Origin of the sequence: Roseovarius sp. THAF27, assembly GCF_009363655.1 — a bacterium.
Classification (GTDB): Bacteria; Pseudomonadota; Alphaproteobacteria; order Rhodobacterales; family Rhodobacteraceae; genus Roseovarius.
In genome coordinates, this window is the sequence record NZ_CP045393.1 from 445,782 (window position 1) to 468,720 (window position 22,939).

The 22,939-nt window shown below is 55.9% G+C and carries 37 protein-coding genes; 15 read left to right on the top strand and 22 right to left on the bottom strand.

Annotated elements, in window-relative coordinates:
• Positions 1 to 55: 55 nt before the first annotated feature.
• From FIU89_RS02220 to FIU89_RS02240, 5 genes are all read right to left on the bottom strand, one after another.
• On the bottom strand, positions 56 to 553 hold the full coding sequence (locus FIU89_RS02220) for a hypothetical protein (RefSeq protein ID WP_152491101.1): 498 nt from the start codon (positions 551 to 553) through the stop codon (positions 56 to 58).
• Positions 554 to 628: 75 nt separating this feature from the next.
• Positions 629 to 826 carry a hypothetical protein gene (locus FIU89_RS02225; protein WP_152491102.1) on the bottom strand — a complete coding sequence of 66 codons (198 nt, stop codon included), beginning with the start codon at positions 824 to 826 and terminating at the stop codon, positions 629 to 631.
• Positions 826 to 1,074, bottom strand: coding sequence for a hypothetical protein (locus FIU89_RS02230; protein WP_152491103.1), 249 nt, complete (start codon positions 1,072 to 1,074; stop codon positions 826 to 828). The genes FIU89_RS02225 and FIU89_RS02230 overlap by 1 nt, the downstream gene beginning before the upstream one ends.
• Before the next feature lie 14 nt (positions 1,075 to 1,088).
• A complete protein-coding gene (locus FIU89_RS02235; RefSeq protein ID WP_152491104.1) occupies positions 1,089 to 1,289 on the bottom strand; it encodes a hypothetical protein in 201 nt (66 codons plus the stop codon).
• A 15-nt stretch (positions 1,290 to 1,304) separates the two neighbouring features.
• Positions 1,305 to 1,916 (bottom strand): hypothetical protein, encoded by a 612-nt coding sequence (locus FIU89_RS02240; protein WP_152491105.1) that lies wholly within the window; start codon positions 1,914 to 1,916, stop codon positions 1,305 to 1,307.
• A gap of 169 nt (positions 1,917 to 2,085) precedes the next feature.
• On the opposite strand from FIU89_RS02240, the gene FIU89_RS02245 reads away from it, so the two are divergent.
• The 3 genes from FIU89_RS02245 (at position 2,086) to FIU89_RS22895 (ending at position 4,243) form a co-directional block, all read left to right on the top strand.
• Positions 2,086 to 2,271, top strand: a complete 186-nt coding sequence (locus FIU89_RS02245; protein ID WP_152491106.1) for an XRE family transcriptional regulator — start codon at positions 2,086 to 2,088, stop codon at positions 2,269 to 2,271.
• 541 nt (positions 2,272 to 2,812) lie between these two features.
• The gene (locus FIU89_RS22890; protein ID WP_152491107.1) at positions 2,813 to 3,814 is read left to right on the top strand and encodes a tyrosine-type recombinase/integrase; all 1,002 of its coding nucleotides are present in this window, start codon (positions 2,813 to 2,815) and stop codon (positions 3,812 to 3,814) included.
• Positions 3,815 to 3,853: 39 nt separating this feature from the next.
• Complete coding sequence (locus FIU89_RS22895; protein ID WP_152491108.1) at positions 3,854 to 4,243, top strand: tyrosine-type recombinase/integrase; 390 nt, start codon at positions 3,854 to 3,856, stop codon at positions 4,241 to 4,243.
• Here FIU89_RS22895 and FIU89_RS02260 read toward each other — a convergent pair.
• On the bottom strand, positions 4,240 to 5,232 hold the full coding sequence (locus tag FIU89_RS02260; protein WP_152491109.1) for a tyrosine-type recombinase/integrase: 993 nt from the start codon (positions 5,230 to 5,232) through the stop codon (positions 4,240 to 4,242). The genes FIU89_RS22895 and FIU89_RS02260 overlap by 4 nt on opposite strands.
• A gap of 107 nt (positions 5,233 to 5,339) precedes the next feature.
• On the opposite strand from FIU89_RS02260, the gene FIU89_RS22160 reads away from it, so the two are divergent.
• The 5 genes from FIU89_RS22160 (at position 5,340) to FIU89_RS02280 (ending at position 8,525) form a co-directional block, all read left to right on the top strand.
• Positions 5,340 to 5,498 (top strand): hypothetical protein, encoded by a 159-nt coding sequence (locus tag FIU89_RS22160; protein ID WP_172977996.1) that lies wholly within the window; start codon positions 5,340 to 5,342, stop codon positions 5,496 to 5,498.
• 81 nt (positions 5,499 to 5,579) lie between these two features.
• Positions 5,580 to 6,023 (top strand): thermonuclease family protein, encoded by a 444-nt coding sequence (locus FIU89_RS02265; protein WP_254701770.1) that lies wholly within the window; start codon positions 5,580 to 5,582, stop codon positions 6,021 to 6,023.
• Between the two features lie 454 nt (positions 6,024 to 6,477).
• Positions 6,478 to 6,897, top strand: a complete 420-nt coding sequence (locus FIU89_RS02270; protein ID WP_152491110.1) for a hypothetical protein — start codon at positions 6,478 to 6,480, stop codon at positions 6,895 to 6,897.
• A gap of 20 nt (positions 6,898 to 6,917) precedes the next feature.
• The gene (locus FIU89_RS02275; RefSeq protein ID WP_152491111.1) at positions 6,918 to 7,673 is read left to right on the top strand and encodes a hypothetical protein; all 756 of its coding nucleotides are present in this window, start codon (positions 6,918 to 6,920) and stop codon (positions 7,671 to 7,673) included.
• A 432-nt stretch (positions 7,674 to 8,105) separates the two neighbouring features.
• Positions 8,106 to 8,525, top strand: coding sequence for a response regulator (locus FIU89_RS02280; RefSeq protein ID WP_152491112.1), 420 nt, complete (start codon positions 8,106 to 8,108; stop codon positions 8,523 to 8,525).
• A 157-nt stretch (positions 8,526 to 8,682) separates the two neighbouring features.
• Here FIU89_RS02280 and FIU89_RS02285 read toward each other — a convergent pair whose 3' ends face one another.
• Positions 8,683 to 10,272, bottom strand: coding sequence for an ATP-binding protein (locus FIU89_RS02285; protein ID WP_152491113.1), 1,590 nt, complete (start codon positions 10,270 to 10,272; stop codon positions 8,683 to 8,685).
• Between the two features lie 333 nt (positions 10,273 to 10,605).
• Here FIU89_RS02285 and FIU89_RS02290 point away from each other — a divergent pair, with 333 nt between their 5' ends.
• The 3 genes from FIU89_RS02290 (at position 10,606) to FIU89_RS02300 (ending at position 12,181) form a co-directional block, all read left to right on the top strand.
• Positions 10,606 to 10,974: a DUF4440 domain-containing protein gene (locus tag FIU89_RS02290; protein ID WP_152491114.1), complete on the top strand. Its 369-nt coding sequence runs from the start codon at positions 10,606 to 10,608 to the stop codon at positions 10,972 to 10,974.
• 184 nt (positions 10,975 to 11,158) lie between these two features.
• Entirely contained in the window at positions 11,159 to 11,788 is a 630-nt protein-coding gene (locus tag FIU89_RS02295; RefSeq protein WP_152491115.1) for a LysE family translocator, read from the top strand.
• A 189-nt stretch (positions 11,789 to 11,977) separates the two neighbouring features.
• Positions 11,978 to 12,181, top strand: a complete 204-nt coding sequence (locus FIU89_RS02300; RefSeq protein ID WP_152491116.1) for a hypothetical protein — start codon at positions 11,978 to 11,980, stop codon at positions 12,179 to 12,181.
• 92 nt (positions 12,182 to 12,273) lie between these two features.
• Here FIU89_RS02300 and FIU89_RS02305 read toward each other — a convergent pair whose 3' ends face one another.
• The gene (locus tag FIU89_RS02305; RefSeq protein ID WP_152491117.1) at positions 12,274 to 12,585 is read right to left on the bottom strand and encodes a hypothetical protein; all 312 of its coding nucleotides are present in this window, start codon (positions 12,583 to 12,585) and stop codon (positions 12,274 to 12,276) included.
• Here FIU89_RS02305 and FIU89_RS02310 point away from each other — a divergent pair.
• Positions 12,584 to 12,850, top strand: a complete 267-nt coding sequence (locus FIU89_RS02310) for a hypothetical protein (protein ID WP_152491118.1) — start codon at positions 12,584 to 12,586, stop codon at positions 12,848 to 12,850. The two genes, FIU89_RS02305 and FIU89_RS02310, sit on opposite strands and share 2 nt — an antisense overlap.
• A gap of 65 nt (positions 12,851 to 12,915) precedes the next feature.
• On the opposite strand, the gene FIU89_RS02315 is transcribed toward FIU89_RS02310, so the two are convergent.
• The 12 genes from FIU89_RS02315 to FIU89_RS02370 form a co-directional block, all read right to left on the bottom strand.
• A complete protein-coding gene (locus tag FIU89_RS02315) occupies positions 12,916 to 14,895 on the bottom strand; it encodes a hypothetical protein (RefSeq protein ID WP_152491119.1) in 1,980 nt (659 codons plus the stop codon).
• Complete coding sequence (locus tag FIU89_RS02320) at positions 14,895 to 15,092, bottom strand: hypothetical protein (protein ID WP_152491120.1); 198 nt, start codon at positions 15,090 to 15,092, stop codon at positions 14,895 to 14,897. The genes FIU89_RS02315 and FIU89_RS02320 overlap by 1 nt, the downstream gene beginning before the upstream one ends.
• Position 15,093: 1 nt before the next feature.
• Entirely contained in the window at positions 15,094 to 15,411 is a 318-nt protein-coding gene (locus FIU89_RS02325) for a hypothetical protein (RefSeq protein ID WP_152491121.1), read from the bottom strand.
• A complete protein-coding gene (locus FIU89_RS02330; RefSeq protein WP_152491122.1) occupies positions 15,408 to 15,698 on the bottom strand; it encodes a hypothetical protein in 291 nt (96 codons plus the stop codon). The genes FIU89_RS02325 and FIU89_RS02330 overlap by 4 nt, the downstream gene beginning before the upstream one ends.
• Positions 15,695 to 16,183: a DUF5681 domain-containing protein gene (locus FIU89_RS02335; RefSeq protein ID WP_368373276.1), complete on the bottom strand. Its 489-nt coding sequence runs from the start codon at positions 16,181 to 16,183 to the stop codon at positions 15,695 to 15,697. The genes FIU89_RS02330 and FIU89_RS02335 overlap by 4 nt, the downstream gene beginning before the upstream one ends.
• A 166-nt stretch (positions 16,184 to 16,349) precedes the next feature.
• On the bottom strand, positions 16,350 to 16,859 hold the full coding sequence (locus FIU89_RS02340; RefSeq protein WP_152491123.1) for a hypothetical protein: 510 nt from the start codon (positions 16,857 to 16,859) through the stop codon (positions 16,350 to 16,352).
• Positions 16,859 to 17,104 carry a transcriptional coactivator p15/PC4 family protein gene (locus FIU89_RS02345; RefSeq protein WP_152491124.1) on the bottom strand — a complete coding sequence of 82 codons (246 nt, stop codon included), beginning with the start codon at positions 17,102 to 17,104 and terminating at the stop codon, positions 16,859 to 16,861. Before FIU89_RS02345 ends, FIU89_RS02340 begins: the two co-directional genes overlap by 1 nt.
• 102 nt (positions 17,105 to 17,206) lie before the next feature.
• Positions 17,207 to 17,575, bottom strand: coding sequence for a hypothetical protein (locus tag FIU89_RS02350; protein WP_152491125.1), 369 nt, complete (start codon positions 17,573 to 17,575; stop codon positions 17,207 to 17,209).
• 103 nt (positions 17,576 to 17,678) lie between these two features.
• Positions 17,679 to 17,858, bottom strand: a complete 180-nt coding sequence (locus tag FIU89_RS02355) for an AlpA family transcriptional regulator (protein ID WP_152491126.1) — start codon at positions 17,856 to 17,858, stop codon at positions 17,679 to 17,681.
• 123 nt (positions 17,859 to 17,981) lie between these two features.
• On the bottom strand, positions 17,982 to 18,683 hold the full coding sequence (locus FIU89_RS02360) for a hypothetical protein (RefSeq protein WP_152491127.1): 702 nt from the start codon (positions 18,681 to 18,683) through the stop codon (positions 17,982 to 17,984).
• Between the two features lie 119 nt (positions 18,684 to 18,802).
• Positions 18,803 to 18,973: an AlpA family transcriptional regulator gene (locus tag FIU89_RS02365; RefSeq protein WP_152491128.1), complete on the bottom strand. Its 171-nt coding sequence runs from the start codon at positions 18,971 to 18,973 to the stop codon at positions 18,803 to 18,805.
• A gap of 73 nt (positions 18,974 to 19,046) precedes the next feature.
• Positions 19,047 to 20,213 (bottom strand): site-specific integrase, encoded by a 1,167-nt coding sequence (locus FIU89_RS02370; RefSeq protein ID WP_152491129.1) that lies wholly within the window; start codon positions 20,211 to 20,213, stop codon positions 19,047 to 19,049.
• A 480-nt stretch (positions 20,214 to 20,693) separates the two neighbouring features.
• Here FIU89_RS02370 and FIU89_RS02375 point away from each other — a divergent pair, with 480 nt between their 5' ends.
• Positions 20,694 to 20,978 carry a hypothetical protein gene (locus FIU89_RS02375; RefSeq protein ID WP_152491130.1) on the top strand — a complete coding sequence of 95 codons (285 nt, stop codon included), beginning with the start codon at positions 20,694 to 20,696 and terminating at the stop codon, positions 20,976 to 20,978.
• Here FIU89_RS02375 and FIU89_RS02380 read toward each other — a convergent pair.
• A complete protein-coding gene (locus FIU89_RS02380) occupies positions 20,968 to 21,246 on the bottom strand; it encodes a hypothetical protein (protein WP_152491131.1) in 279 nt (92 codons plus the stop codon). The genes FIU89_RS02375 and FIU89_RS02380 overlap by 11 nt on opposite strands.
• Before the next feature lie 37 nt (positions 21,247 to 21,283).
• On the opposite strand from FIU89_RS02380, the gene FIU89_RS02385 reads away from it, so the two are divergent.
• On the top strand, positions 21,284 to 21,712 hold the full coding sequence (locus FIU89_RS02385; RefSeq protein WP_152491132.1) for a branched-chain amino acid ABC transporter permease: 429 nt from the start codon (positions 21,284 to 21,286) through the stop codon (positions 21,710 to 21,712).
• A complete protein-coding gene (locus tag FIU89_RS02390; protein ID WP_152491133.1) occupies positions 21,709 to 22,425 on the top strand; it encodes an ATP-binding cassette domain-containing protein in 717 nt (238 codons plus the stop codon). The genes FIU89_RS02385 and FIU89_RS02390 overlap by 4 nt, the downstream gene beginning before the upstream one ends.
• A gap of 140 nt (positions 22,426 to 22,565) precedes the next feature.
• On the opposite strand, the gene FIU89_RS02395 is transcribed toward FIU89_RS02390, so the two are convergent.
• Entirely contained in the window at positions 22,566 to 22,928 is a 363-nt protein-coding gene (locus FIU89_RS02395) for a cupin domain-containing protein (RefSeq protein ID WP_152491134.1), read from the bottom strand.
• Between the last annotated feature and the right edge of the window lie 11 nt (positions 22,929 to 22,939).

Below are 22,939 nucleotides of genomic sequence, written 5' to 3' on the forward strand. Positions count from 1 at the left end.
ACCGGTGTGTCAACCTAGATGCTTACCAATCGGTGCGTCTGTTAAAGGCCCCGTTTTATTGGGAAGCTGACCTTGCCACCACCAACGGGGGATCAGCCGGAAAGCTGCGTACATCGAACCAGGTGAACCGCGTTCCATCCGGGTTGCATTTGTTCCCCCAGCACAGACCCTCAGAGCCTTGCCGGATCAGCGCTGCCCGGAATGCGTTAAGGTCGATCAGATACCAGCGCTCCACAGCCGTCTGAGAGGCGTTGGCGTGGCCGTAGAACAGCCAGTCGCCTTTCCCGTTCACTATCTTCGAAAGCTCCGTCTCAGCACCTGAGGGAAGCCGTGAGCGCACGGTAAACTGGTATGGGTAGCGGTCGGCATATCCCGGCCTGCGCACCCGTGCCGCAATCCGCATGTCGCGGACATCGAGCATCACCAGATCCGTTGCTTGGGTCATGTCGAGCATGTCGGGAGCCGCTTGCAATAGGTGACTGCCGACGATGCTCTTGATCTGCGGTATGAACTGGTCAGACCACTGGCGGTTAATGTCGTACTGAAATGTCATTCTTGAAATAGCCTTAATGGGTAAAGGCAGCCCACGATTGCAGGCTGCCTCCGACGACAAGGAAAAGGGCGATTTTCAGTTTTCAGCTCCTTTCACGCTCTCCACCTCATTCATGATTTCGTAGGCCAAGCGCTCAGCGAGGCCCAGGACGCGATCAAGGCCAGTCCACTCCAGGCCGGAGGTTTCGTTCTCTTCTGCCAGCATTGCGCAACGGAGTAGCGAGTGCAGGTCTGCGGCCTTGGAGAAAACGTCGGTGCTTGCTTGCTCTGACATTACGCGCTCCTCCGGTGGGTGCCCGCACCTTCAGTCGACTGAAGATCAAGCGTCTCGATATCACGCACTAGAGCGTCCGCACGTCGGCGCAGGTCTTCAAAAATGGGCAGCAGAGAATTGCTTGCCAGTCGGTATTCTTCTCCGGTCGGCTGACTGGTGTTGACCGTATCCGCAATAAGTTCTGCCCCGCCAATCAGGCCGGCAAGGAAAACTGCGTCGTTCCCTAGTTCGTAAACTGTTTTAGCCATGGTCTAATCCTCTCTCAGTCTGCTGCGTTGATCGAATCCAAAGCGCTGTTGAGCCGGGTAGCCCGATCCTGAGCCTTTTCGATCATCTCATAGGCGTCGGTTGGATCACGCTCGGACAACATGGCCATTGCGGTGCTGAGCAAGCTTTCGATCACCAGCGCTTGGTCCTGCATTTCTTGCCGGCTCATTTTGCCTTTGGTCTTTTTCTTTCCCAATTTGTCACTCCTCTCCTAGTGAATGGCGTATTCGTGGACCGCACCGTTGACGGCGATCCGGGAAATGGTTGCGAGGTTCACGGAGCGAGGCGCTTGGGCCTCCGCATCCCAGAGGGGCATAAGGTGCGGGTGACGCTCTGCGCGGGCCTGTACGGCCTTCTGTGCGGCCTCAGATGCAGCAGAACCTTTGACGTGGTACTTGAGCGTCGCGGGCTGTACGCGCATCACGCGCTCAGTCCCGTCCTTCTTCGTGAAGGTGACAGACGCAAAGCGGCCCCTTGCGCTATCAATCAGGGCGCGCTTGGCCTCCTGCGCTTCGCGCTCACATGCAGCCGTATGGGCGGCCCTGAGCGCGCGCAGCTTCTCCTGACCTTCATGGCCGAGGTAACTGCGATTGTCGAGGTCAGTGGTTTCGGCTGCAAGCTGGCTGGAAGTGCGCGCAGCAAGCGTCTCTGCCTCACGCCGGGATTGCTCCAAGCGCCGTGCAACAGACGCTTTCTGGCGGGCTTTGTCCCATGCGCTGACCAACGCCCGGGACATCAAGGATTTGAAAGGTTCGCCATTGCCGTGAAAGCGGCGAACGATCACCCAGGCGGCTTTCATGATTTCTGCGCGGTCGTAGTGCATGGAAGAAACTCCTAACCTTGCTTTCAGCTCGTATATGAACTAATTTAGGTCAGGTATGGCATGAAGTCAACCATTATAGATCATATATGAACCAAAATAGGCCATACACATGATTACAGGCGCTCAAATCCGAATGGCTCGAGGGTACGCTAGGCTTTCCGTAAAAGGCTTGGCTGAAATTTCCGGCGTGGCTGAATCAACAATAAAACGCATGGAATTAGTCGAGAACACGCCTCCGTCTTCCGGGCAGAATTTGGAAAAAGTTCAGACCGCTTTGGAGGGGCGTGGCATCCAGTTCCTCGATGATGGTCAGGTGGCTACAGGGCCAGGCGTGGCTTTGAAGCCGCAAGAATAGAACGACTACTAGCCATTATTTTGTCGTAAGCAGCCCTGAAAAATGAAAAATGCGGCAACCGCCAATCGCAGACGGTCGCCGCTTTCATCATAGAAATCAGTTTTAACCACTCGTTACTGATCATAACCTTTGCGATTTGTCCGTGCGCAAAATGCGGCGCCAATGTGTCGGAAATTGGCCGTTCAAGGTTATCTAAGAAACAACGTGTTTCGATGCGGCAGACGGGAGAACTACCTCCAAGACCTGACCAGCTGCAAACGGTCTATTCTGACCCATGGCGCACACCTCTCATGGCGCAACACTGGCGACGACCTTTGGGTCCAGTACGGATTTTATTGAAGCCAGTAACGGTTCTTGTTGAAAATGCCCGCTCAACATTTCCGTTACCAATTGCAACGTAAAGCGTTATCGATTTGAAGAGTAATGGGGACAGAAGCCAAAAAAACTCTGTCAGAACTGTTGCCTGCTCCAACAATTCACGTCCACCGCCAACAGTTTGCATGTGAGGCTTACTCCCCGGAAATTTTCGGAGAACTGCCGCATGCTAGACCTCAGCAATAACCAAGCCATAGAAAGCTTGAACCCGCGAGAAGCGCCGCACTGGCAGATTCTCGAATATTGCCGCCATATCGGCCTACAGAAGAAAACACCCGTCTCAGGATATTGGGTCGCTCGGATCCGCAACAAGTCTCTCGGATACTACCAAAAACGTCTGATCCCCTGGCAAGCTGGAACAGGCAACTATGACGAAGCTTTGGAGGCTGCCAGGCTTTGGTTCAGTCAGCCTGAAATCGCGAAGCAAGCAGCGGATCCATTTCCGATAGGGTCAAAGCAGGACCTCAACTACTGCCCCTGGGGGGAAGTCTTCACAGTCGGCCATGCGATGCGGGACTACTTGGAGTGGAAAAGGATATCCGCAAGCAAGAGCCACTTCGACTCGATGGTGAGCCGGATCAACCACCACATCCTTCCAAGGCTCGGGCAAGTCCCGCTCGAAGAATTGACGGGTCGGCACATTGTGCACTTCTCTCTGGATGTCCTGGAAACGCCGCCGAAGCGCGGCAATCAGAAAGCCGCGGAGCGAGTACCTTTGAGTGAACTCGACCCAGACGACCTGCGCAAGCGCAAGAAGACGCTGAACGCATTGATCGGTGTCCTGCGCTTGGCGGTACAACTGGCCTGGGAAAACGGCGAAACGGACTCTGAACGTTCATGGCGGTGCATCCGCAGGGTCCCATTGGCGGACACTCCGAGAACCATCTTTCTGACGCGAGATGAATGCACCAGGCTTCTGGGCTGTTGCCGCCCGGACCTTCGGAAAATCGTTCAGGGCGCTCTCTACACAGGGTGCCGCATCACTGAACTTGCCAAGCTTCGGGTCAGGGATGTGGCCGCACACGTGTTCGGCCTCTATGTCGAGCCCCTGAAATCTAGAAAACCACGCTACGTCTTCTTACCAGATGAAGGCATGGCATTCTTTCTCGACTTATGTGCCGGGCTTTCTCCCGACGACTTGGTGTTTCGGAGGCAATCCGGTCAGTGATGGCAGAACGGTCACAAGCATCTCTTTCGAGAAGCCGCCATCGCAGCTGAGCTTCCTTCTGGTTTTGTTTTTCACGGCTTGAGACACACCTATGCCAGCCAGCTTGTTCAGGCGGGAACGCCGCTGATTGTCGTTGCTCAGCAACTCGGTCACGCCAACACTGACACGGTAAGCCGGACCTATGGTCACTTGGCCCCACAAATCCGGGAAGTTCAGGTACGCACGCATTTCGCCGCACTTGATCGGCATTTTGTCGAGCGCGCCCTGCTTCAAAAGACCGAGCTTGAAGCCCTATCGCGCTCACTTCAGGGGACCGACTGGCGAGCCTACGGGCGTATAGATCCAACGGTCTCATGGCCACGTTCGAACTTCGCCACGACCGAACCCGAGATTGTTGAGATTCTCAAGGATGCGGAACGCCCGAACTAAGCTTTCGGCTGCCGTTTCGCACCGAGGACCTGGGAAACCCGAGCGGCGGCAGAATTGCTGGCCAGTATCCTCCTGCCATACCGTGCGGGCATCTCTGGCGAACTCCACCGCCCGGCCACCATGATCGAGGACAGGTCACATCCGATCCGGAAGGCGTCGTGAACGCCTCCGACCCTCATGCTGTGAGCAGAAACGTCCTTTCGTCCGGTGCAGCGCTTGATGATCCGGGAAATCGTTGCTGCGTCCATCGGGCCGACCTGAGCGTTTGCCTGGTGCTTGGTAACCAGAGGGTCATCGTTCTTGAGTTTCGCCAGTTCTATCCAGTCTAGGACTGCCTGAGTGCCCGCCTCAGATAGGTAGGCATATGCACCGTGCCCGAACTGATCCGTCTTGGACCGCGCGATGAACAACAAACTCGATCCATCGTCTTGCCGCATCAAGTCGCGAACCCTGAGAGCGATGATTTCCGACGCACGACACCAGCTATCCGTAGCAATCCAGAGTACGGCTTTGTCGCGGGTTTCGAGCCTAGAACTTCCCAGTTTGTCGATAGCCTTGTAGACCTCTGCCTTGCAAAGTGGTGGAGCCTGACGCACCCATGCGCCGTACTTTCGCTTCACGCCCTTCAAGGCGAGTTCAACGAGCCTGAGGCGACACGGCGTTGGCTGGAACGCCGCTCGATGCATTTCCGAAATGGCCCAGAGCCTGGTTTCAATGGTGGTGCACCGAACCTTGCCGCCGAGGGAATCCACGTACTCAGCCACGGCTCGTGGATCGACGGGTGGATCCGGGTCGAAACCATTCTCGCGGCACCATACTTGGAAGTTGTGAGTGATCTGGCGAAAGTTGCGCAGAGTGGTCGGTGCGAAGGCAGCCTCGGAACGTACTCGATATTCTCGTATCAGTTCATCGCGGTGGTTCTTGGGTATGTCGGCCAGCTTCACTACTGTTGCCATGCGTTCCGCTTCCCGATCAAACTCACGTGCCATTCTCCAGCCCTCCAAAAGCAATTGGCGATTGGACCAGAATACACCTGGGTCGGGATAACGGTTTATTAACCTTTTGATGCGACACTCCCTGCACAGGAGACCTACAGATGACCAAAGAACGACTGGAAGAAGCAGAGAGGATCCTTGCGTCCTACGCGGCGAAATACGGGGTCAGTGACGACGCCAGGGACTACTTCGCAAAGTGGGGAACGGCTATCGAACTGCTGCCTATTGGCGCTGATCAAACAAGTAGAACGCAGAAATAGTCACGAGACTGCCTGTAATTTGCCAGCGTGTGTGCTTAGGCAGCGGGAAATAGAAGCTCTCAAACCGTAACGGATACCTTGATGCTGAAATCCCTAACCTCCGCCTTGCTACTCGCAACAGTCTGCGTGTTGGCTGCCCCTCCAAACGCTTCGGCAACCACCCTAACCGGAAAGCTCGTTCACGTCCGCGATGCAGACACCATCGAGATTGCAACAAGTCGTGGACGCATTGCCGTGCGGCTCAATGGTGTCGATGCTCCCGAATTGAACGAACGAGGAGGGCAGGCCGGGAAGCGCTGGATGCAGAATGCCTACAGAAACGCTACGATCACTTGCGAGTTCAACGGTGAGAAGACCTATGACCGCTGGGTGGGTGTCTGCTGGGACAAAGATGGTTTGGATCTGGGTGCTGCGGTTATTGCCGCCGGACATGCCAGGGACTGCCCTCGATACTCAGGCGGTAGGTACCGGAAATTCGAAACTCCCGAAAGCCGGAAGCACCAACAGCACAACTACTGCAATTGAAAGCCTACCCATTGCACGCGCAACCTTTGCCCTTATGGCAGGTGTAGCTACGGTTTATGCATGAGTTGCCGCACGCTTTGCCCTTCCTGCATACCTTGCAGCAAGCGGCGTCGAAATACTGGCCTTCGCGCTCCTTCGAAGCTCTCAATAGCTGTTGGAGGATGCTTTCTTGAGACTGCTCAGCACCCCACGGTGCTACCGACATGGGGCCTAGAGCGTAGGCAGGAACAGCGTAGCAGCAAAACAAGCCAATGAGAGCGGCACCCAAATTCATTTTCATCCGTAATTCTCCATTGAATAAAATAACTCACATGCTGACCATTTCCGGCCAATGAGCCATTTAAACGTCAGGAAGCGGGCGTTTCTTCAACGATTACGCTTCTTGGTATTGATGCGCGGTACAGAAAATGCGGACACTGCGAAAACTATCCGCCATATACGCAGCAGGAGTATCATGTTGGACAACTTCAAGTGGCAGCCAGTTGGATCTGACAGTGAGGTTCTATCCAGAGAGGATGAGTTCTCTATTCAGTTCACAGCTAAAGGGCATCCGAAAATGTTCATTCGGCTGGAGAAGCCGACAGGAGCGATTGAGCTGAAGGTGAGCGATTTTCTGGTTGCCGAAGATGAGACCGCGCTCGCGGCCCAAGTATTTCGCTATGCTTCTGAAGCAATGGGAATACGGCTGTCGGGCAGGCGTATTCGGGCCACACATATATCCACCTCAGACTCCGATTTGGAAGTTTGTAAGGCTTTCGACATGGCAAAGGCCAGGTTCAATGCGGTTTTGGAGCGTCTGAATTTGAGCGCGGACGACTGCAAGCTTGATCGCAAAGCAGGAAGAAATTTCGACCTCGTTCTGCAGGTCGCATGATGTTCGAAAGGCTCTGTAGAGTGGCCGAATGGGCCAAACTTCAACGGTTGCTGTGGGCTGTGATCCTGGTCTTCGCGCTACTCGGATTTGGGATTACGACGGCAGCATTTCTCGTAGACCTGCTGGACGGTATCGAAGCTTCCTGGGCCAAGGGCGTAGTCGCGTTGATCCGCGGCTATCTCGAATTGGACGAAGATGTCGCCAGCTTTTTGCGGTCCGTTTCACTGACAATGATTGGTGTCTCCGTTCCTTATATTTTGGTTGTCTGCCAGCAACGGAAAGCGGTTATTTCTGCACTCGCTTCCGGCTATTGGGTCAATTTCCTGAGACATTTCGTTGGAGGAGAGCTCAAACTTGTCGTGCTTCCGCCAGGCCATCTCATCACCTTGGAAACAGACAGCGCCATTGTGCAGACCAAGGAACTCTTTGCGCGGCGTTGGGGTGTCGAACTCCAGGAGGAGCCTATCGCGGGCACCGGGCGTACCGCATTCGTCGTCTATCTTGATGGACAAAAGCTACCTGTTGTCGTGGACATGTGCCGAAACCTCACGGTTCTGGGAGAGATTATCGAGAATGAACTTGGCCGATTCCTGGGTGGCACGCTTTGCACAGCAGAAACCAAATTCGCCTATCTCAGCGAGAAGTACTTCAGGCATCTGGAACAAGAGTGGATTTCAAAAATGGACTTGGTGAAGACGATTGTCGTTCTCGACGGGGCAGACGATCCTAAGTTCGAACGGCTACTGCGGAACGTATCCAAGTCGCAGCCGAGCTAAAATTAATGGAGCGGTCGCACCGTGACCTCTTCAGGTCAATTAATTGGCTGTCACCCTATTACGAGCACAATGCCCAAAACTAACATCAGCAAGACTGCATATCCTATGTAAGCGTGGGTCCACTTCATTTCTAAGGCTCTTGGCTTAAATCTCGTAAGAGTCGAACTGCGTGCCCGCTGTTTTTGTTCCGATTTTCGCGGCCGTACCTACCAAGCTCGTGAGGTCCCCACGGTTCGCCGCCAGCGCCAGCGTATGGTTATGATCCTAGTTGTCGTACTGAGCCGCTCAAAAGCCTTTTTTGCGATGTCTTTCAGCCTTGCGCTTATGTCTTATTTAATACCTCGAATCGCTGGGATTGTCGTAAGTTGCGTAGGCCGTTTCGCAGCCACGATGTTCGTGGACTTGGATAGGGCAAATGGAGAAGAAAATTAGATGAACCATATGCCTGTGCTCATCGTCGAAGACGATGCAGTGGTAGCACTGGATTTAGAGCTAGCTGTTATAGACTACGGCCTCCAAGATGTGAGAACGTGCAAGAGCGTTAAGGACGCTGACCGTGAGATCACGTTGCGCGCACCGAAGGTCGCAATAATTGACGTAACTATGGATTGCGGCACGCAAAGCGCGGAGGTTGCGGGACGGTTAATTCAGCTGGACTGCCACGTCATACTCCTTTCGAATTTCAAGGAAGACATCCGAAAACTTCCGCCAAGCTTGGGTTGCTGCGATGTGATCGAGAAACCTTTTCGGGATGCCGACCTGCGTGCAAAACTGGAACGCGTTTCGGATCTTGGCCTTGCCAGGGCGACAAGTTTAGATGTCGCACCGAACATCGAAATTGGCACTGGTTAAGATAATGGTCTATTAACCTTTCGATGCAACACTCCCCTCAGAGGGAAGCTGCAGATGACCAAACAACGACTGAGGCAGCAGAGCGAATCCTTACGGATTACGCAGCGAAGTATGGCCTCACAGATGAAGCCAGAGCCTATTTCTCTTCACCGAGCGGCTATGCGGAAAGCGAAACCGTAAAGGTCGTTCCTTCGCCTTCAGCTGTATCGAACTCGATTTGTCCACCGTGGTGATCAACAATGGCCTTAACTATGCTCATGCCGAGGCCAGTGCCTTTTTGCGTGGCCGTGTAACTCTCAGGCGACCTTGTGAATCGGTCGAACAGTTCTTGTTGCAAAGATACTGGTATGCCTCTGCCATGGTCGCGGATCCAAAAGCCGTTTCCAGTTGAGGTTAGTCCAACTTCAACCACTCCTCCAGCCGACGAGGCTTTCACCGCATTCGATAGCAAATTGCTCAAGACTTGGAGCAAGCGAGCTTCATCGCCAACTATAGTACTTTGACCAGCATCGCCGTTCACTAAGTCGAGCCTCACGTCATACTGATCAGCATACGGGCGCATGTCTTCAACCGCCCTGGAAACCAGCGCCGACAGGTCAATTTTCCGGTGGTCGAAAGACAATTCACTTGAGTTGAGCTTCTCCAAGTCGAGAATGTTTTCGACAAGGTGTATCAGCCGATCAGCATTCCGGGTGGCTGCGTCAAGTAGCACCCGCATATTTTCAGGAAGTTGTTCACGTTCCATCGACAGGAGCTTCACAGCACCATTTATTGAAGTAATCGGCGTCCGAAGTTCGTGCGATACTGTTGCTATGAGTTCGTCCTTGGCCTTGCGAAGTGCCGTTTCCTCGCTGATGTCTCGTACAACACCTACCACGCCAAGCTTTGCATCAGCGTCTCCGTTAAGAGGAGCCATGAAGACTTCGCCAGGGAATATTGATCCATCTTTCTTGCGAAGATTCATTTCGAAACGGTTTACCGCCTTCTGCATCGCCTTGTCGTAGACCCGTTCACCTTGGCGTTCGTATTCATCGACGCTGGGGTAGAGAACCGATGTGCTTTGCCCCACAAGCTTGTCTCGGTCTAAGCCAAACAGCTTCTCGCCGGACGAATTGATCATCTGGATTCTGCGCTCATCGTTTGCGGTGATGATCGCGTCCGGAACCGCCTCTACAATAGCATTGAGCAGCATGGTCTTCTCCGCAATCTCGCGTGCGCGTTCTGATTTAAGCCATTCTTGGCCCAGCCATCGCCCGAACAGTCGCACCAGCTCGGCTTCCATAGCTCTGAATGCTTTTCGCTCGTCGGGACTGGAAAAGTTCAACGTGCCGACGCGTTCGTTGCCCACGAGCAAAGGAACGCCGATGTAACTCTCCAATCCAAAGTTCTTATAACACGGGTGGTCGGCGATTTCGGATTCGCCAGCGTGATGGAAGTAGCGCACGTCATTTGCGACCAGGGTGTGAGTGCAATACGTTTCAGCAAGTTCAAAGGTCGCGCCAGGCGTGGGAGCCCAATCGGGACCGCATACATGATCCACCTCGTAGACGCTGCCATCGATACGGCTGACGATACCAAGTGGCAAATTGAGAGCATCACAGCCCAAGCGAAGCAGCCGCGATATCTTCTCATCAAGTTCGATATCGGGGTCGAGCGACAGCATGAACAGCTGCCTCAAGGCGGCGTCATGTCGGCCAAGAAAGTGTCGCCACTCATCGGAAGGATGACGAAGGTCGTAATTGGACATGGGCACCCCGGTGAACTTAATATCTTGACTGGCGCAAATTTATAGAAGGATTTCTCAGGAACTCAATTCTAAGCATCTCCTTGGATAAAGACTTAGCCAAAACCGAGGGGCTCTAGGTACAGTTCAGAGAGAGAGAGAGGCAGTAGCCATGTGCGGGTCTTTAGTGCTTTCTTGAACCTGACGCTGTTAGCTTTCCGCTTTATTTGCTCTACCATATTGAATTGCGATACCACCTTGAATTGTGTCAAAAGCTTGCTTATGAGCAGCAGTCAGGCTTTGCGCCAGTAGAAACAGCCAACTCTCCGAGTAGAGATAAATAATTACGACGCAGAGATGAAACCGACGCTAGAAGTTCAACAAACCCTCACATCTTTAGAGAAATCTCTTTGGGATAAAGACCTGCACTTCGATAGTGATGACGGAAATTATACACTCTCTGCGAAGTTCGTCGAAGTTGATCGGTTTGGCCACCGTCACAACAGAACCCAAAATTTCATGGCGGAAAAGCGTTCTCGGCTTTCTGAAATGGAAGTTCCTCTAGCAGACTATTCGGCAGAACTTGTTTCCGAAGACACCGCTATGGCCACCTACACCGTTGAGGTGCGTTTTAGCGACGTACTGGAGCTTCTCCACTGCGTTTCGCTTTGGGTAAAGGTCAATGGCAAGTGGCAACTGCAGCTCCATCAAACGACGCATCGCTGAAGGTTAGAAGCGACCGCCTCCGCGCATATCCCGTTGGCCCGGGAAAAGGCGCGGTTGACCGTGCGCTGATCCACACAAGTTGCAGGAGCCGTTTCCGTTGCGAACTGGGCTGGCCTGCCACCCTGAGGTTTCGGGGCAACATCTCTGACTACAGTCTCCTTACCAAGGCCATTGGAAACGCAGCATGCCCTCTCCTGAACTCCTGATCGCATTCATATTCGCAACAAGTATATTCGCCTACATGCCCGGGCCGTCCACCCTCTATGCGGCTGCACAAACCATCGCTCGGGGGCGTCGAGCCGGTTGGTTCGCTGCTTTGGGAATTCATCTTGGTGGATATGTTCATGTCTTGGCCGCTGCGGTTGGTCTTGCGTTTCTGTTTGAAGCCGTTCCAACTCTGTACGTGGGACTGAAACTCGCGGGAGCCGCATACTTGATCTGGCTCGGTGTCACGATGTTTCGCTCAAAGCAGGGCACCAATGGGACGATAGAGGCCACTGCTATCAAGACCGAGCGACGAGCATTTTGGGAGAGCGTTTCCGTCGAAGTTCTCAATCCAAAAACCGCTATTTTCTACGTGGCATTCCTACCCCAATTTGCAGACCCTGCCGCATCGTTTCCCATTTGGGTCCAGCTATTGATCTTGGGAACGATTGTGAACTTCATGTTTTCCAGCGCCGATGCGCTGTGCGTAATCCTAGCCGACAAGGTTGCCGCAATATTCAAGTCTTCTGGCGGTGCCACTCTCCTGGCACAAAGAATTGGCGGAAGCATTTTGGTTGCGCTCGGCGCAAAGCTTGCATTGGACAAATAAACAAAGCGGTCGTTCGACGATTGACCGGCAGGGCTTTTTCGCACCCGAACCAGACTTTCTCCGCAAGGCGACTTTAACGTCGCCTATTCGGCAGGAAGCCGCGGCTCGTTGACAAGAGACCTATGTGCGCGGTTCTCTGACTCAGTAACGTTGGCCGGACCTGGGCCACGACAGATTGGGGAGATTCCAATGTCGAAAGACGATTCTGGAGCTATCTACGTCCTTACGGCACTCCTGCCGCGTTTGGAGAGAGCTATGCCCGGATTGCTTGATGAGCTTGTTTCCGGGATCAGAGCGGACAAGGAGGCCATTAAGACGAGCGGAAGAATGACACCACAGCTTGAAGAGACTTTTGAATCGGCGGTGAAAATTCTTGGCCGTGCGAGCGCCTGATGAAGCATGCCCGCGTGTCATTGCTGCCCAAATCATGAGCTCAAGCAGTCACCCGTCTACGCCAATCCGCCTTCGCTGCTCAGCCACGCTTCTCAGCGCCACTCTTCGGGAACCGGCGAAACCTCAACTAATCCCCCTAAACCATCGCCCAAGGGCATTTCGCACAGCGGCAGACCTAGCTTACCGTCGTATTCGTGGAGCCTGAGAAGCACGGCCATTTCCAAGAAGAAACTTTCACGGATATGTGGTCCTCCTCGCGCTCTCATGACCTTCAGTTGGCTGTGGAAATGCGCGTACTCGTCCAGTCGCATTATCTCGGGAAGGTCCGCAAACTCCCGGACCAGTGCTATCAACGCAGCTTCCGAACTTGCCCCGGCGTCGTGTTGAACATATCTTTCATCCATGATCGAAGCCCTTTGGAACGCAATCTTTACCGGCTATGCCATCTACATCGCGGTGGCCCTTGTCGTATTGACCGGATGTGCAATCGCGGCGGTTCCTGATCTCATCGACGCACTCGTCGAACGCGTTTACCGGGCTTTCCGCCCCAACGCGGACAATGACAGCGTTATGAGGTGGCAAGGCGCTGTTTTCGACCAGCTTGTGATCAGTGCAACCTTGGCTGGGGGGATTGCCTTCATCTGCATAGCGGGCCTCGTTCTGCCGTGAGGCCCGCCACGCGCAGCGGACAAGCCAATGTGGCACTACCATGCGTCGAAACCGCTTTGCTTCCCTCAAGGCCCTGCCACCGCTTCACGCAATTCTTGTTGCCTTTGGCCTAGCCCCATCAGGATCTGCGCGATAAGCAATTTGGCCTCATCAGACGCTGTTGCCTTTGGCATCTTGCCGCCGCTAAGCATCAATGCCCTGGCGATTTCAGCAGCCCCCTTCTGTGACCTGTTTGAATGTGCCCGCCCTATCGCACCCAAGCCCATCGCGCCGAGACCGACCGCTGCGCCAATTGCAGGGCTACCTGCAAGCGTACCTGCCATGAAGGGCGTGCCGCCGGTGAAGATAGCCCCTGACAGACTGCGCGGTGCAGAGCGTCCGATAGCGCCAGATACACGCCCCGCTCGGGCAGCTTGGCGCATTGCTTCTGCCTCGTCTGCCGTCATGCTCCCGGCTTGACCCTTAATGTTGCGACGGTCGAATTTTTGGAATTCCCGGCGTAGCGCATTCGCAGTTTCGCTGGTGTCGGCAAGATCCATCATTTGATCGACGCCTTCTGCCTTCTTCATACGGTGGTAGAGTGCGTCGCCCTCCGCAAACTCAGGGGCGTTCCGTTTTACCGCGTCGTCAAACTTGCCCAGTAGGATTGTGCCAATTCGCGCGCGCATGGGATCCTTGTCCTGCGCCGCTGCCTGAAACATTGCCCGCACAGGCTTCACCTGGTTTCCCTCAAGACCAAACTTCGCAACGTCCTGCATTTCCTTGACGATGCGGCGCACATCCTGGTCACGGGTTATGAGTTGTCCATTCGACCGCATCAGTCCCTTCTCGCGCAGTGCGGTCAGAACCTCTGCCTCAAGCCCCTTTGCCGCTTCTGGCGAAAGAATACGCCCGCGCGCCTCGCCATTGGCGTAGAGTTGCGTTGCACGCTTTGAAAGGTCATCGGCAGATGGCGCATTCCGAACCATTGCTTTGGTTGCCGCCTTTTGCTTCCGGTGGTCGAGGCCACGCTGGACGCCACGGGCCACGGGTGCCAACGCTCCACCCAAGCCACCTGACACGACACCTGCCTGTACGGCCTCCGTGGCTCGGTCTTTCACGCCACCTTCGCCCTCTGTGAAGCCGTACAACCCGCCCTGAGCGCCTGCTACAGCACCACCACGGGCTATCAGGTGCGGCAGGTTCCGAGCACGGCCCACCCAATTCGCAGCGCCCACACCGGGGAGCGCAAGCGGTGCAACCTCTGCTGCAAGCGATGCTACCGGGTGTTCTCTGTCGAAAACGGCCTCTTGCTGGCGAACGCGGTCCAGAGTTTCGTCGTAGCTGTCGCCGGTAAACGTGCTGCGGAGAGCTGCATCGGCTTCATCCCCGACGACGCCTAGGGTCATCGATTCACCAGCGCTGTTAAGAAACTGCCCCAGGGTCTCGCCTCGGTTCAGAGTGTTTGGGTCATCGTCGCCAAACAGATTTTCCTTGATATTGCGCACTGCCTGACGAGGCGACGGAAGAACGCCACCCATCCATTCGTTCTTACGAGGCGGTTCGTTCATCAATTCGCCAGCCAAGCCAGCGCGGGAGATTTCCGCCAACTCAGGGTCAACCGGACCGCCGTCGTCCTGCTTGGCCTTCTTCGCTCTTGCGATAGCGATAGCCAGTGCAAGGTCTCGCTCTTCGCTCCGCTCGGCCTGCGGAGCGTCTTGCCGCCCTTGCGCCTCTCTGGAGCGCTGTCGTCTGGCTACCACTTTGTCACGTATCACGCGGACTTGCTCTGCCTTCAGCTTTTCCAGATTGAGGTCATCCTCACTTTGCAAAGAAGGCTCCGCTGCTGGCGTCTGCGTGCCCTCGGAGGATACGCGTTGCCCATTGCCAAGCGAAGGCACACGTGCGGGCCATTGAAGCTGCGGGGCGTTAGCATTGCGCTGTGCCTTACCAAAGCCAGTATTTCCGGGCACAAGCCCTCGTGCGCGCGCCTCGTCCAGCATTGCTTTCTTGTCTGCGGGCAGAGTTCCTTGCCTTTCTGCCTCTAGAAGTTGTTCCCAGTTCATTATCTTGCCTTTCTGCTCTTGGTTTCTGCCTCTGCCGAGGGCTGCTCACAGTACTTCGCTACCCACTCGTCGACCGTGACGGGCTGGCAATCTGTTCCAGGAAATTCCGGGTGCGACGTCGGCACGCTTGAAATGACGTGGTTCACGCCTCCTGCGCCGCTGCGTTCCAGCATCCTGATCCGTGCCTTGATGCTCATCTCATTCGCCTCCAATGGTGATAATGGCGGGCGTGCCATGAGCGAGACGCCGTGCATCGCCTGCTCTGAAGGCGGCTGCTTGCTCTTCGGCTGTCAGCGTACCGGGATCCTTTCCGGCTGCTTGGGTCGCGTATGCGCGCCGCTTGAATTCTTCGGTGGTCTCTTCGGGTTTTCGCTCGAAGTGGCCAACGCCGGGGATGCTGACGGACAAGTAAACATCCCTCTCGTTGTCTCCCGGTATCCGAAGGAACAAGAGGAGCATGCCCTTTGAAGCGGCGTTGCTTTGTTCCAGCTTGCGGAGGCGATAAAGAATGCTCATGCCGTACCCTCCTGCGCGTTGGGGATTATCAAGCCTTCCGCGCGCTGGGCTTGCGGCCAGCTCAGGTTCTTGTAGCTATCGAGGCGGGCATTGAAGTCTTCGTGGCTTTCCCGTTCGCCCCTCTCAACTTTCGCCACGCGGTTTTGCCCCCAGCCGATGTAGCCCTCGGCTTTCTCGCTTTCGGCTTCACCATTCCGATCCTCGTACACAGTGCGGAAGATCACAGTGCTGAGGCCAGTATCGCCGCTTTGCTTTTCCAACTTTCCCAAGCGTGCCTTGATGCTCATTGCGTTGCCTCCAATGCTGCGATGCGTTGTTCCAGTTCCGTGGTTTCCAGTGCCTTCCGGTAGCCTTCCACCAGCGCCATCACGCTTGCGCCTTCCAGCGGGGTTAGCTGACCCTCGGAGACGGCCTGCAGGACCGCCTGAGCGGCCTGTGAGGCGTCCTGTGCGGTTTTCATGGCCGGGAGGTCGAAATTGACCGGCGTGTCCTTCCTGGCGGGCGCTATGCGCTCCATGCAGAGACGCAGCGCCGTGGTGTCGCCGCCCAGGGCCAATTCCACCGCCTTGCGGGTCAGGGCATCGCCATCTGCATCGAGAAGTTCCTGCATCGCCTGTGTCGCGCGGTGCCGAGAACCCTTCGGCTTTCCAGGGTTGCCGGGGGCAAAGGTGCCGTCAGGATTGCGACCTTCCGAATTCGTTCCGCTGTTACGGTCCGCAGGCGCACATGGAATGGTCATCCAGGATCCGAGAATGCAACACGAGGTGATCATGCACTCCACCCCAATTCGGAGGTGCCCGTGATGCTCTCGCCTCGGTTCCGCTGCCCTTGGTAGATGGTAAGTAAGGATGTCCCCAAAATGGGAACAGGAAAGCACCAAAAATGGGCGATTTCGTTCCAATTTTGGGTACGGCCTGTTCCGTTTTTGGGTACGTGTTTCATTGTGACGTTCCAAATTTTACTACGGTGCTGTTCCCATTTTGGGGACGGGGTTTTGTTTTTCCGTTGGTGCCTCGGGGGTTGTGCATTGCGGCCTTGTGCACTAGATAATCCCCGCCCTCGCGCCACTCCTTGTAGAGCTTGCGACCGCCGTTTTTCTCGGCTTGGGGAAGTTCGATTTCGGTGATTTCAAAGCCGGGGGACTTGGCATCACCTCCGACGCCAAGGCGGGCAGGCTCAGTGACGGAGAGAAAGCCCTTTGCCTGAAGGTCGTGGAAGCCCCGAGCAGCGGTCTTCATATTGATACCGAGCAAGTCAGCAGCCTGCCTTACGCTCAGGCGTATCTTACCGTTGTTGTTGTTCTGCGGGCCACGCCACTCCAGCTTGAGCCAAGGATAAAGCGCCTGCGCCACCGGCGACAGCGCGCGCCAAGCGGGCGTCTCCATCGTGGAGCGCACCATCTTGGTGAAATGCTCTTTCCCAGTCTCGTTGCGCTTGTCTCTGCCCATTACGACGCCTCCTCATTGTCTAGGAGGCCTAGCTTCCGGGCTAGTTCTTCAGCTTCGAAAAGCGACGCTCTGAGATTGGGCAAGAGGTCGAGCCGAACTGCAACGCCCTGTTTGCCGGGGCGCTGCTCGTTGTCGTCCGCATAGAACCACACGCGAAGATTAAGGAGGTGGTGACCCCGGAACTCGTCCAGGGTCACGCGGAGGTCTTCGCGCGCATTCTTCCGAATGGTTGCGATGTGCGTCATGTGCGGCCCTCCCCATAGTGCAGGCCAGCGATGAGGCGGGCGCGGGTTGCGGACATGCCATAGAGGCGCTGCAGGCGGGCAATCTGAATTTGAGGGCCATGATCAAGCTGCACCCCCGTCGATCCGGCGCACCGTGCCGCTGAGGGAGTACACTCCGAACCTGGCGCGGTCCGTAGCCGCGTCGTTCGAATACATCTCCTTTGTGATCGGTACGCCGTAGTCGCGGCGCAGGATGCAAACGCGGTCGGAGATCCGTACCGGGCTGGCGCAGTAGACGGGCCGCTCCAGCAACGCATCGAGAATGATGCGATTGCCTTTGGCCAGCGTGATGGTCTTGGCTTGGCCGTCCTCGCCGATGATCTCGTAGCGGGCGGGCGCGGTGTTGGCGGGCATGTCACTCCATTTAGAGACACGCAGTGCGTTCGCCGGTGGGTAGTCAGTCGGGTTGTCGGTCTTTGCTTTCTTGTTCATGCTCATTTCCTTCTGGGTTGAAGGAACGGGCCGAATGCGGTAATGATTATGTGCTGCATAAACGAATACCGCCCCTGCCCGAACCTTTGGGTGGGGGTTTCGTTTAAGCGGCTTCGCGCGATTGAGTGGCGAGGGCTGCATCGACTTTGCTCTCGATCCAGTAGAGCCGGCCGCCGATGCGGATCGGCTCCGGGATCCGGCCACTTTCGATATCGCGATACAGCGAGGAGCGAGAGCGGCCACCGAGCTTCTGTGACAGCTGGTTGAGATTCAGGTAGGTCATTGCTTCACCTGCTTATCTTTGTGAAGCTAACCCCTAGGGCCTTGCCACGCTTCACCATGGGGCGGCATGACACGAACTTACGGAATTATAAATATTTGAAAACAAAGCGTTATGGAGAAAACTCTACGAGCCTTGAGGGGTTTTCTCCACAGCTTTAAGTTCTGCGAGTACGTCTTTCACTGTTGAGTCTGCACTCGCCTTCGTTCCGAGTAGGCTGAAGACTTCTGACACAAGTTCAACGAAGTGGCTGGATTGGTGACCTTGATCTGTCACTCGGCTCGCGCGCCTGCCGGTAAATTGAGAAAACGCCCCTGCTAAACATGCCACAACGCGACGCTCAGCGAGCTTTTGGGGAGCACCACCTCGTCTTGCACCGCAACTATCTTCTTCGAAGGGGGCAGTATCGGAGGCTGCTGAGTCCAGAGCCCGTTTGATTTCGTCAAGAATTTGCGCAATTTCCTTAGAGGCTTTCGTCGCTTCTACAACAGGCTCAAACGGGATTTCTTCCCACCTTCTTTTAAATTCGCGCGCAGATGCCTTTAGTTGTGTCCCGCCTTTGAAGCCCACTTTATTTAATTGGTTAATTGCATTCTGAATGTGCCCCACGCTTGTAGACAAACAGTCTATGTCTTGTTCCGGAGGTCTGTCGGCCCTTTCGAAATTGAAGTACGTACGACTGATCGACCATTCGCGAGTAATCTCTCTTGCTTGACCTTTGAGAGCCCGCAAATGCATAGCCTTTTCCTCAGGTCTTCGCGGGGAGGGGAAGTGTTTTGAGAGCAGTTCAAGGATCTGCTTTTCCAAATTGGCGTCAGTCGCGTTCATATAGGTACCTCATCATCTCATCTTCTTCTCGGTAAAATAAAGCGGCCAGGGCCATTTTGCGGCACAGTCCCACTAGGACGGAGTGAGGAAAGACTTTGCGGTTTGTTCCAGACAACATTTTACCTAGCCTCCATCCAGTCGCTGATTGCACTTTCCCGCCAGCCAATGGCGCGAAGTCCCAGCTTCTGGGGCCGCGGGAAATCACCCCGCTCGATCATGCGGTATATCGTGGATCTGCTAAGCCCAATGGCTTGCTGAACTTCTCGGCATCTTAGTATCTTATCGGTCATTAAAAGACTTCCTTCTTTCTTATGACACCAATCTGCACGACCACGGTTTAAGCCCAGTTAAATTTTCAGCAAGTTAGGCATAATTCATCGCTTTACTGATGTTCTTGCCGGTTGCGTGGTCAGCCCAACGGGTCATCAATTGCTTGCGTAGAAGGAAAAGGTCAGACCTAGCATAGGCACGCTCTACCGCGTCACCGACTTTGTGAGACAATGCGATTTCTGCAATCTCCCTGTCGGCGATTTGGTTTTCCCTGCACCAATCCCGAAACGTGGACCGAAATCCATGAGTGGTCAGGCCCTTGAGTTTCATTCGTTTGTACAGGGCGGCAAACACGGTGCCGGAAAGAGGCCGATTTCCGTTCGGTCCACGAGAAGGACTGGGAAATACTAGCTCGTCGTCCAGTCCCTTTACCTTCTCCAGGGTCGCAAGGGCCGCAGGCGAAAGCGGAACACGGTGCTTCTCGCCTGTCTTCATTCTTTCGGCGGGCACAGTCCAAACGCCACCGCTGATTTCGGACCAGCGTGCTCCCCTGGCTTCACCAGAGCGGGCAGCGGTAAGGATGATGAATTCCAGGCAACGTGCGGAAGTGCCCTCACGCTTTTTCAGTTCGCTCATGAACGCAGGTGTTTCCGACCAAGGCAGTGCTGCCATGTGCTGAGGTCGATGCTTTACGGTCGGCAGCGCCCTCGTCACGCCATTGACGGGGTTTTCACTCGGATAAAGCATTGCACTTTTCGCCCAGTCAAACACGGTCGCGATGCGCTGTTTCACCTTTGAGGCGGTCTCGTTCTTTTCCGTCCATATCGGCGAGAGGACTTTGAGAACATGCGAACTGTCGAGTTGATGGATTGGCTTGGATCCAAATTCAGGGAAGACGTATCGATCAAGTGATGAAATCCACCTGATTGCATGGTCCTCGCTGCGCCATGACTTTCTAAGCTCGGAGTGTACCTTGTGCGCGGCCTCCTCGAATGTAACGCTCACACGTTTTCGCTCTTCGATTGGATCGCCACCCTTGCGGGCAATCTTTCGCATCTCGCGCGCCTCATCACGGGCCTCCGCCAAGCCAACAGTTTTGACTGAGCCTATACCCAGGTCACGCCTTTTGCCCTGAACGACCGTACGAAGAATCCAGGACTTCCCGCCGTACTCTCCGATCCGCAGGTAAAGTCCGTCCCCGTCGCCGTACATTCCCGCATCTTTAAGGCTGGAAACCTTTTTGGTGGTTAGTTTCCCCATCGCTGTCCCCACATTGGTTTACCATCATTTATACCATCAAAAAGTGTGGGATTAAATGAAATTCTCTGGGACAGCGTGAGACAAGCGCATTCGATAAGCTATGTAATTAAAGAATATTATGGGGTGCATTGGTACAGCGTGAAACAATAGTTGCGTAGCCTCCTCCGCTACCAAATTTTCCATGCACGTATCAGAAAGCTAATGATAAGCCGGTATGGTCGTTCCGTCCGGCCTGTGGCCGTCGGCTTTCGAAGCTTGCGGCCGGAGCGATGTTTCAGCAATCGGCGTGGGGTATCGCCCATTATATGGCGCGAATTGCAGCGACCGCCAAGTATCTGCGGTCGCCGCCTTTATCCTGAAATGTTTGCCGTAAGAACTCGCTACACATGTCAGGCGCCGCGATTCTCTGCTGGGCAAAAAGAGACACGAGAACGTCGGAATTGCGCCTCTGCCACAATCCGCCCACAAGGCGCTTCCGACATGGAAGCCGTCTCGCCCGTGGCCCTGACCGTTTCATTCCGACCATTGGTTTTCGCCCTGTCCACGAATGCTTGTGCAGTTCGTCAGATATGTGAAAAATCCGGCATGCCGAATGAACTTCCACCCCATACCAGGGATCTTGCGAAAGGTCTGCCGAGCGAGGCCCTGACCCGGCTGTTCGGCGAGTTGGCCGCGCTGGATGCTCAGGTTGGCGAACGGACGTTTCCCGAGACCGTCGTGACCTGGGTGCGACGCTGGATTGCGACGGTCGGTTTCACTGTTTGAATTCGAAGCCGGGATGCAGCCACGGACGCTTTTCAGCCATGCTCCCGGCCATGATCCGAACATGGTTGAATACACCAACGGGATATACGTGCTCGACCCGATGTACAGCCTGTTCGCGGAAGATCGGTTCTTCGGTACGGTGCTGCTGAACCTTGCGGGCAACAAGGACCGCGAGATGCCGGAGACCTTTGCGCGCTACTGGATCAAGGTGTCGGCCGACTACGAGATCGGCACGCTGATGGAGATCGGCCCCGACCGCTGTGCGCATCTGTCGATCTACGTATCGCTGGGGGACAAGGTCCAGGATGCGTGCGGGCCACACAGGCAAGGTGCTGACCGCGATCCAGTGCAACGAGACCCGGGCGCAGTCGCTTGGCTACGACACGTCGGCGGAACTGCTGAAGGCGCTGATGCTGTCGGCGGGCATTGCCGGGCTTGCCGGTGCGCTTTACGCCGCCACATCCGGCATCGTGGTTCCCGACCTGGTAGGGCTGCTGCTTTCGACCGAGGTGATCATGTGGGTCGTCGTCGGCGGGCGCGGCACGCTGGTGGGGCCGGTGGTCGGCACCTTCCTGGTGATGCGGTTTCAGCAGGAGGTTTCGTCGGTCAGCGCCGCCTTGTGGCCGCTGGTCGTGGGTGTCGGCTTCGTCATCCTGGTCTTTACCGCGCCGAACGGGCTGTTGCCCTGGCTGGGCCGGATGGGGCGCAGGTTGACGTGGGGGCGCACGTCATGACCGAAGCCGCCCTCGAAACCCGTCATCTGGCGGTGAGCTTTGGTGGGGTGCGCGCCACGCGCGATGTCTCGTTCTCGGTCGCGCCGAAGGAACTGGTCGCGATCATCGGGCCGAACGGCGCGGGAAAGTCGACGTTGCTGAACCTTATCACCGGCGTCCTAAAGCCCGACAGTGGGCAAGTCCTGACCGCCGGAAAGGACATCACGGGCTGGAAGCCGCATCACATCGTGCGCGCGGGGATCGGGCGCAAGTTCCAGGTGCCCAGTACCTTCGACGATCTGAGCGTGCGCGAGAACATCGAAGTCTCGGTGAACGGTCCCGGTGCCGCGCGGGGCGGCGGCATGAATGTCGACACCGTTCTGGAGCGTGTCGGCTTGACGGCCAAGGCCGATACGCTGGCCTGCAACCTGTCGCACGGGCACCGCCAGTGGCTGGAGATCGGCATGGTGCTGGCGCTTCGCCCTCGGGTGCTGCTGCTGGATGAGCCGACGGCCGGCATGACCCCGGAGGAGACCGCCCGGACGGCCGAGATCGCGCGCGACGTCGCGCAGGTCTGCAGCGTCGTGGCGATCGAACACGACATGAGTTTCGTGCGCGCGCTGAATTGCCGGACCGTCGTGCTGCACCAGGGCGCGCTGCTGCGGGATTCCGATTTCCAGACCATCTCGGAGGATGAGGAGGTGCGCGACATCTACCTGGGGAGGCAAACATGATCCTGTCGGCACGGGACCTGACCGGCGGATACGGCCTTTGCGCGCGAAGGAAAACGGTGGGTCCGATGTCTTATCTGGCGGAGTGCGCCGAACTGCGCGGCACGGGGTGACGCAGACGTGTGAAAACGAAAGAACGCCTGTCAGCCGGGCGAGAACTTCAACAGCACCAGAGCGCCCGACTTGCTGCCCGCAGTGTGCATGGTGCCCGGTGCGCGGATGATGAGGTCGCCCGGCACATAGCTGTTCTCGTCATCGTAGAAAGACCCTTCCAGCACGTAGATTTCCTCGACCGTTTCATGTGCGTGCGCTTTGGAAAACGCGCCCGGGGCAATTTTCATCAGCATTGTCATATCGCCCGACGAGGATTCGTAGAGGGGTTTCGTTTCGAATCCCTGGGTGCCGGTTTCCTGCCAATCCAGGGCGGACTGGTTCAGATAGGCCGTGCCGGAAGCAGGGCGGTCCAGAGTTGCGGCGGCCCCTGTCGGCTGGAATTGGTCTGCCATGCGTGTATCCC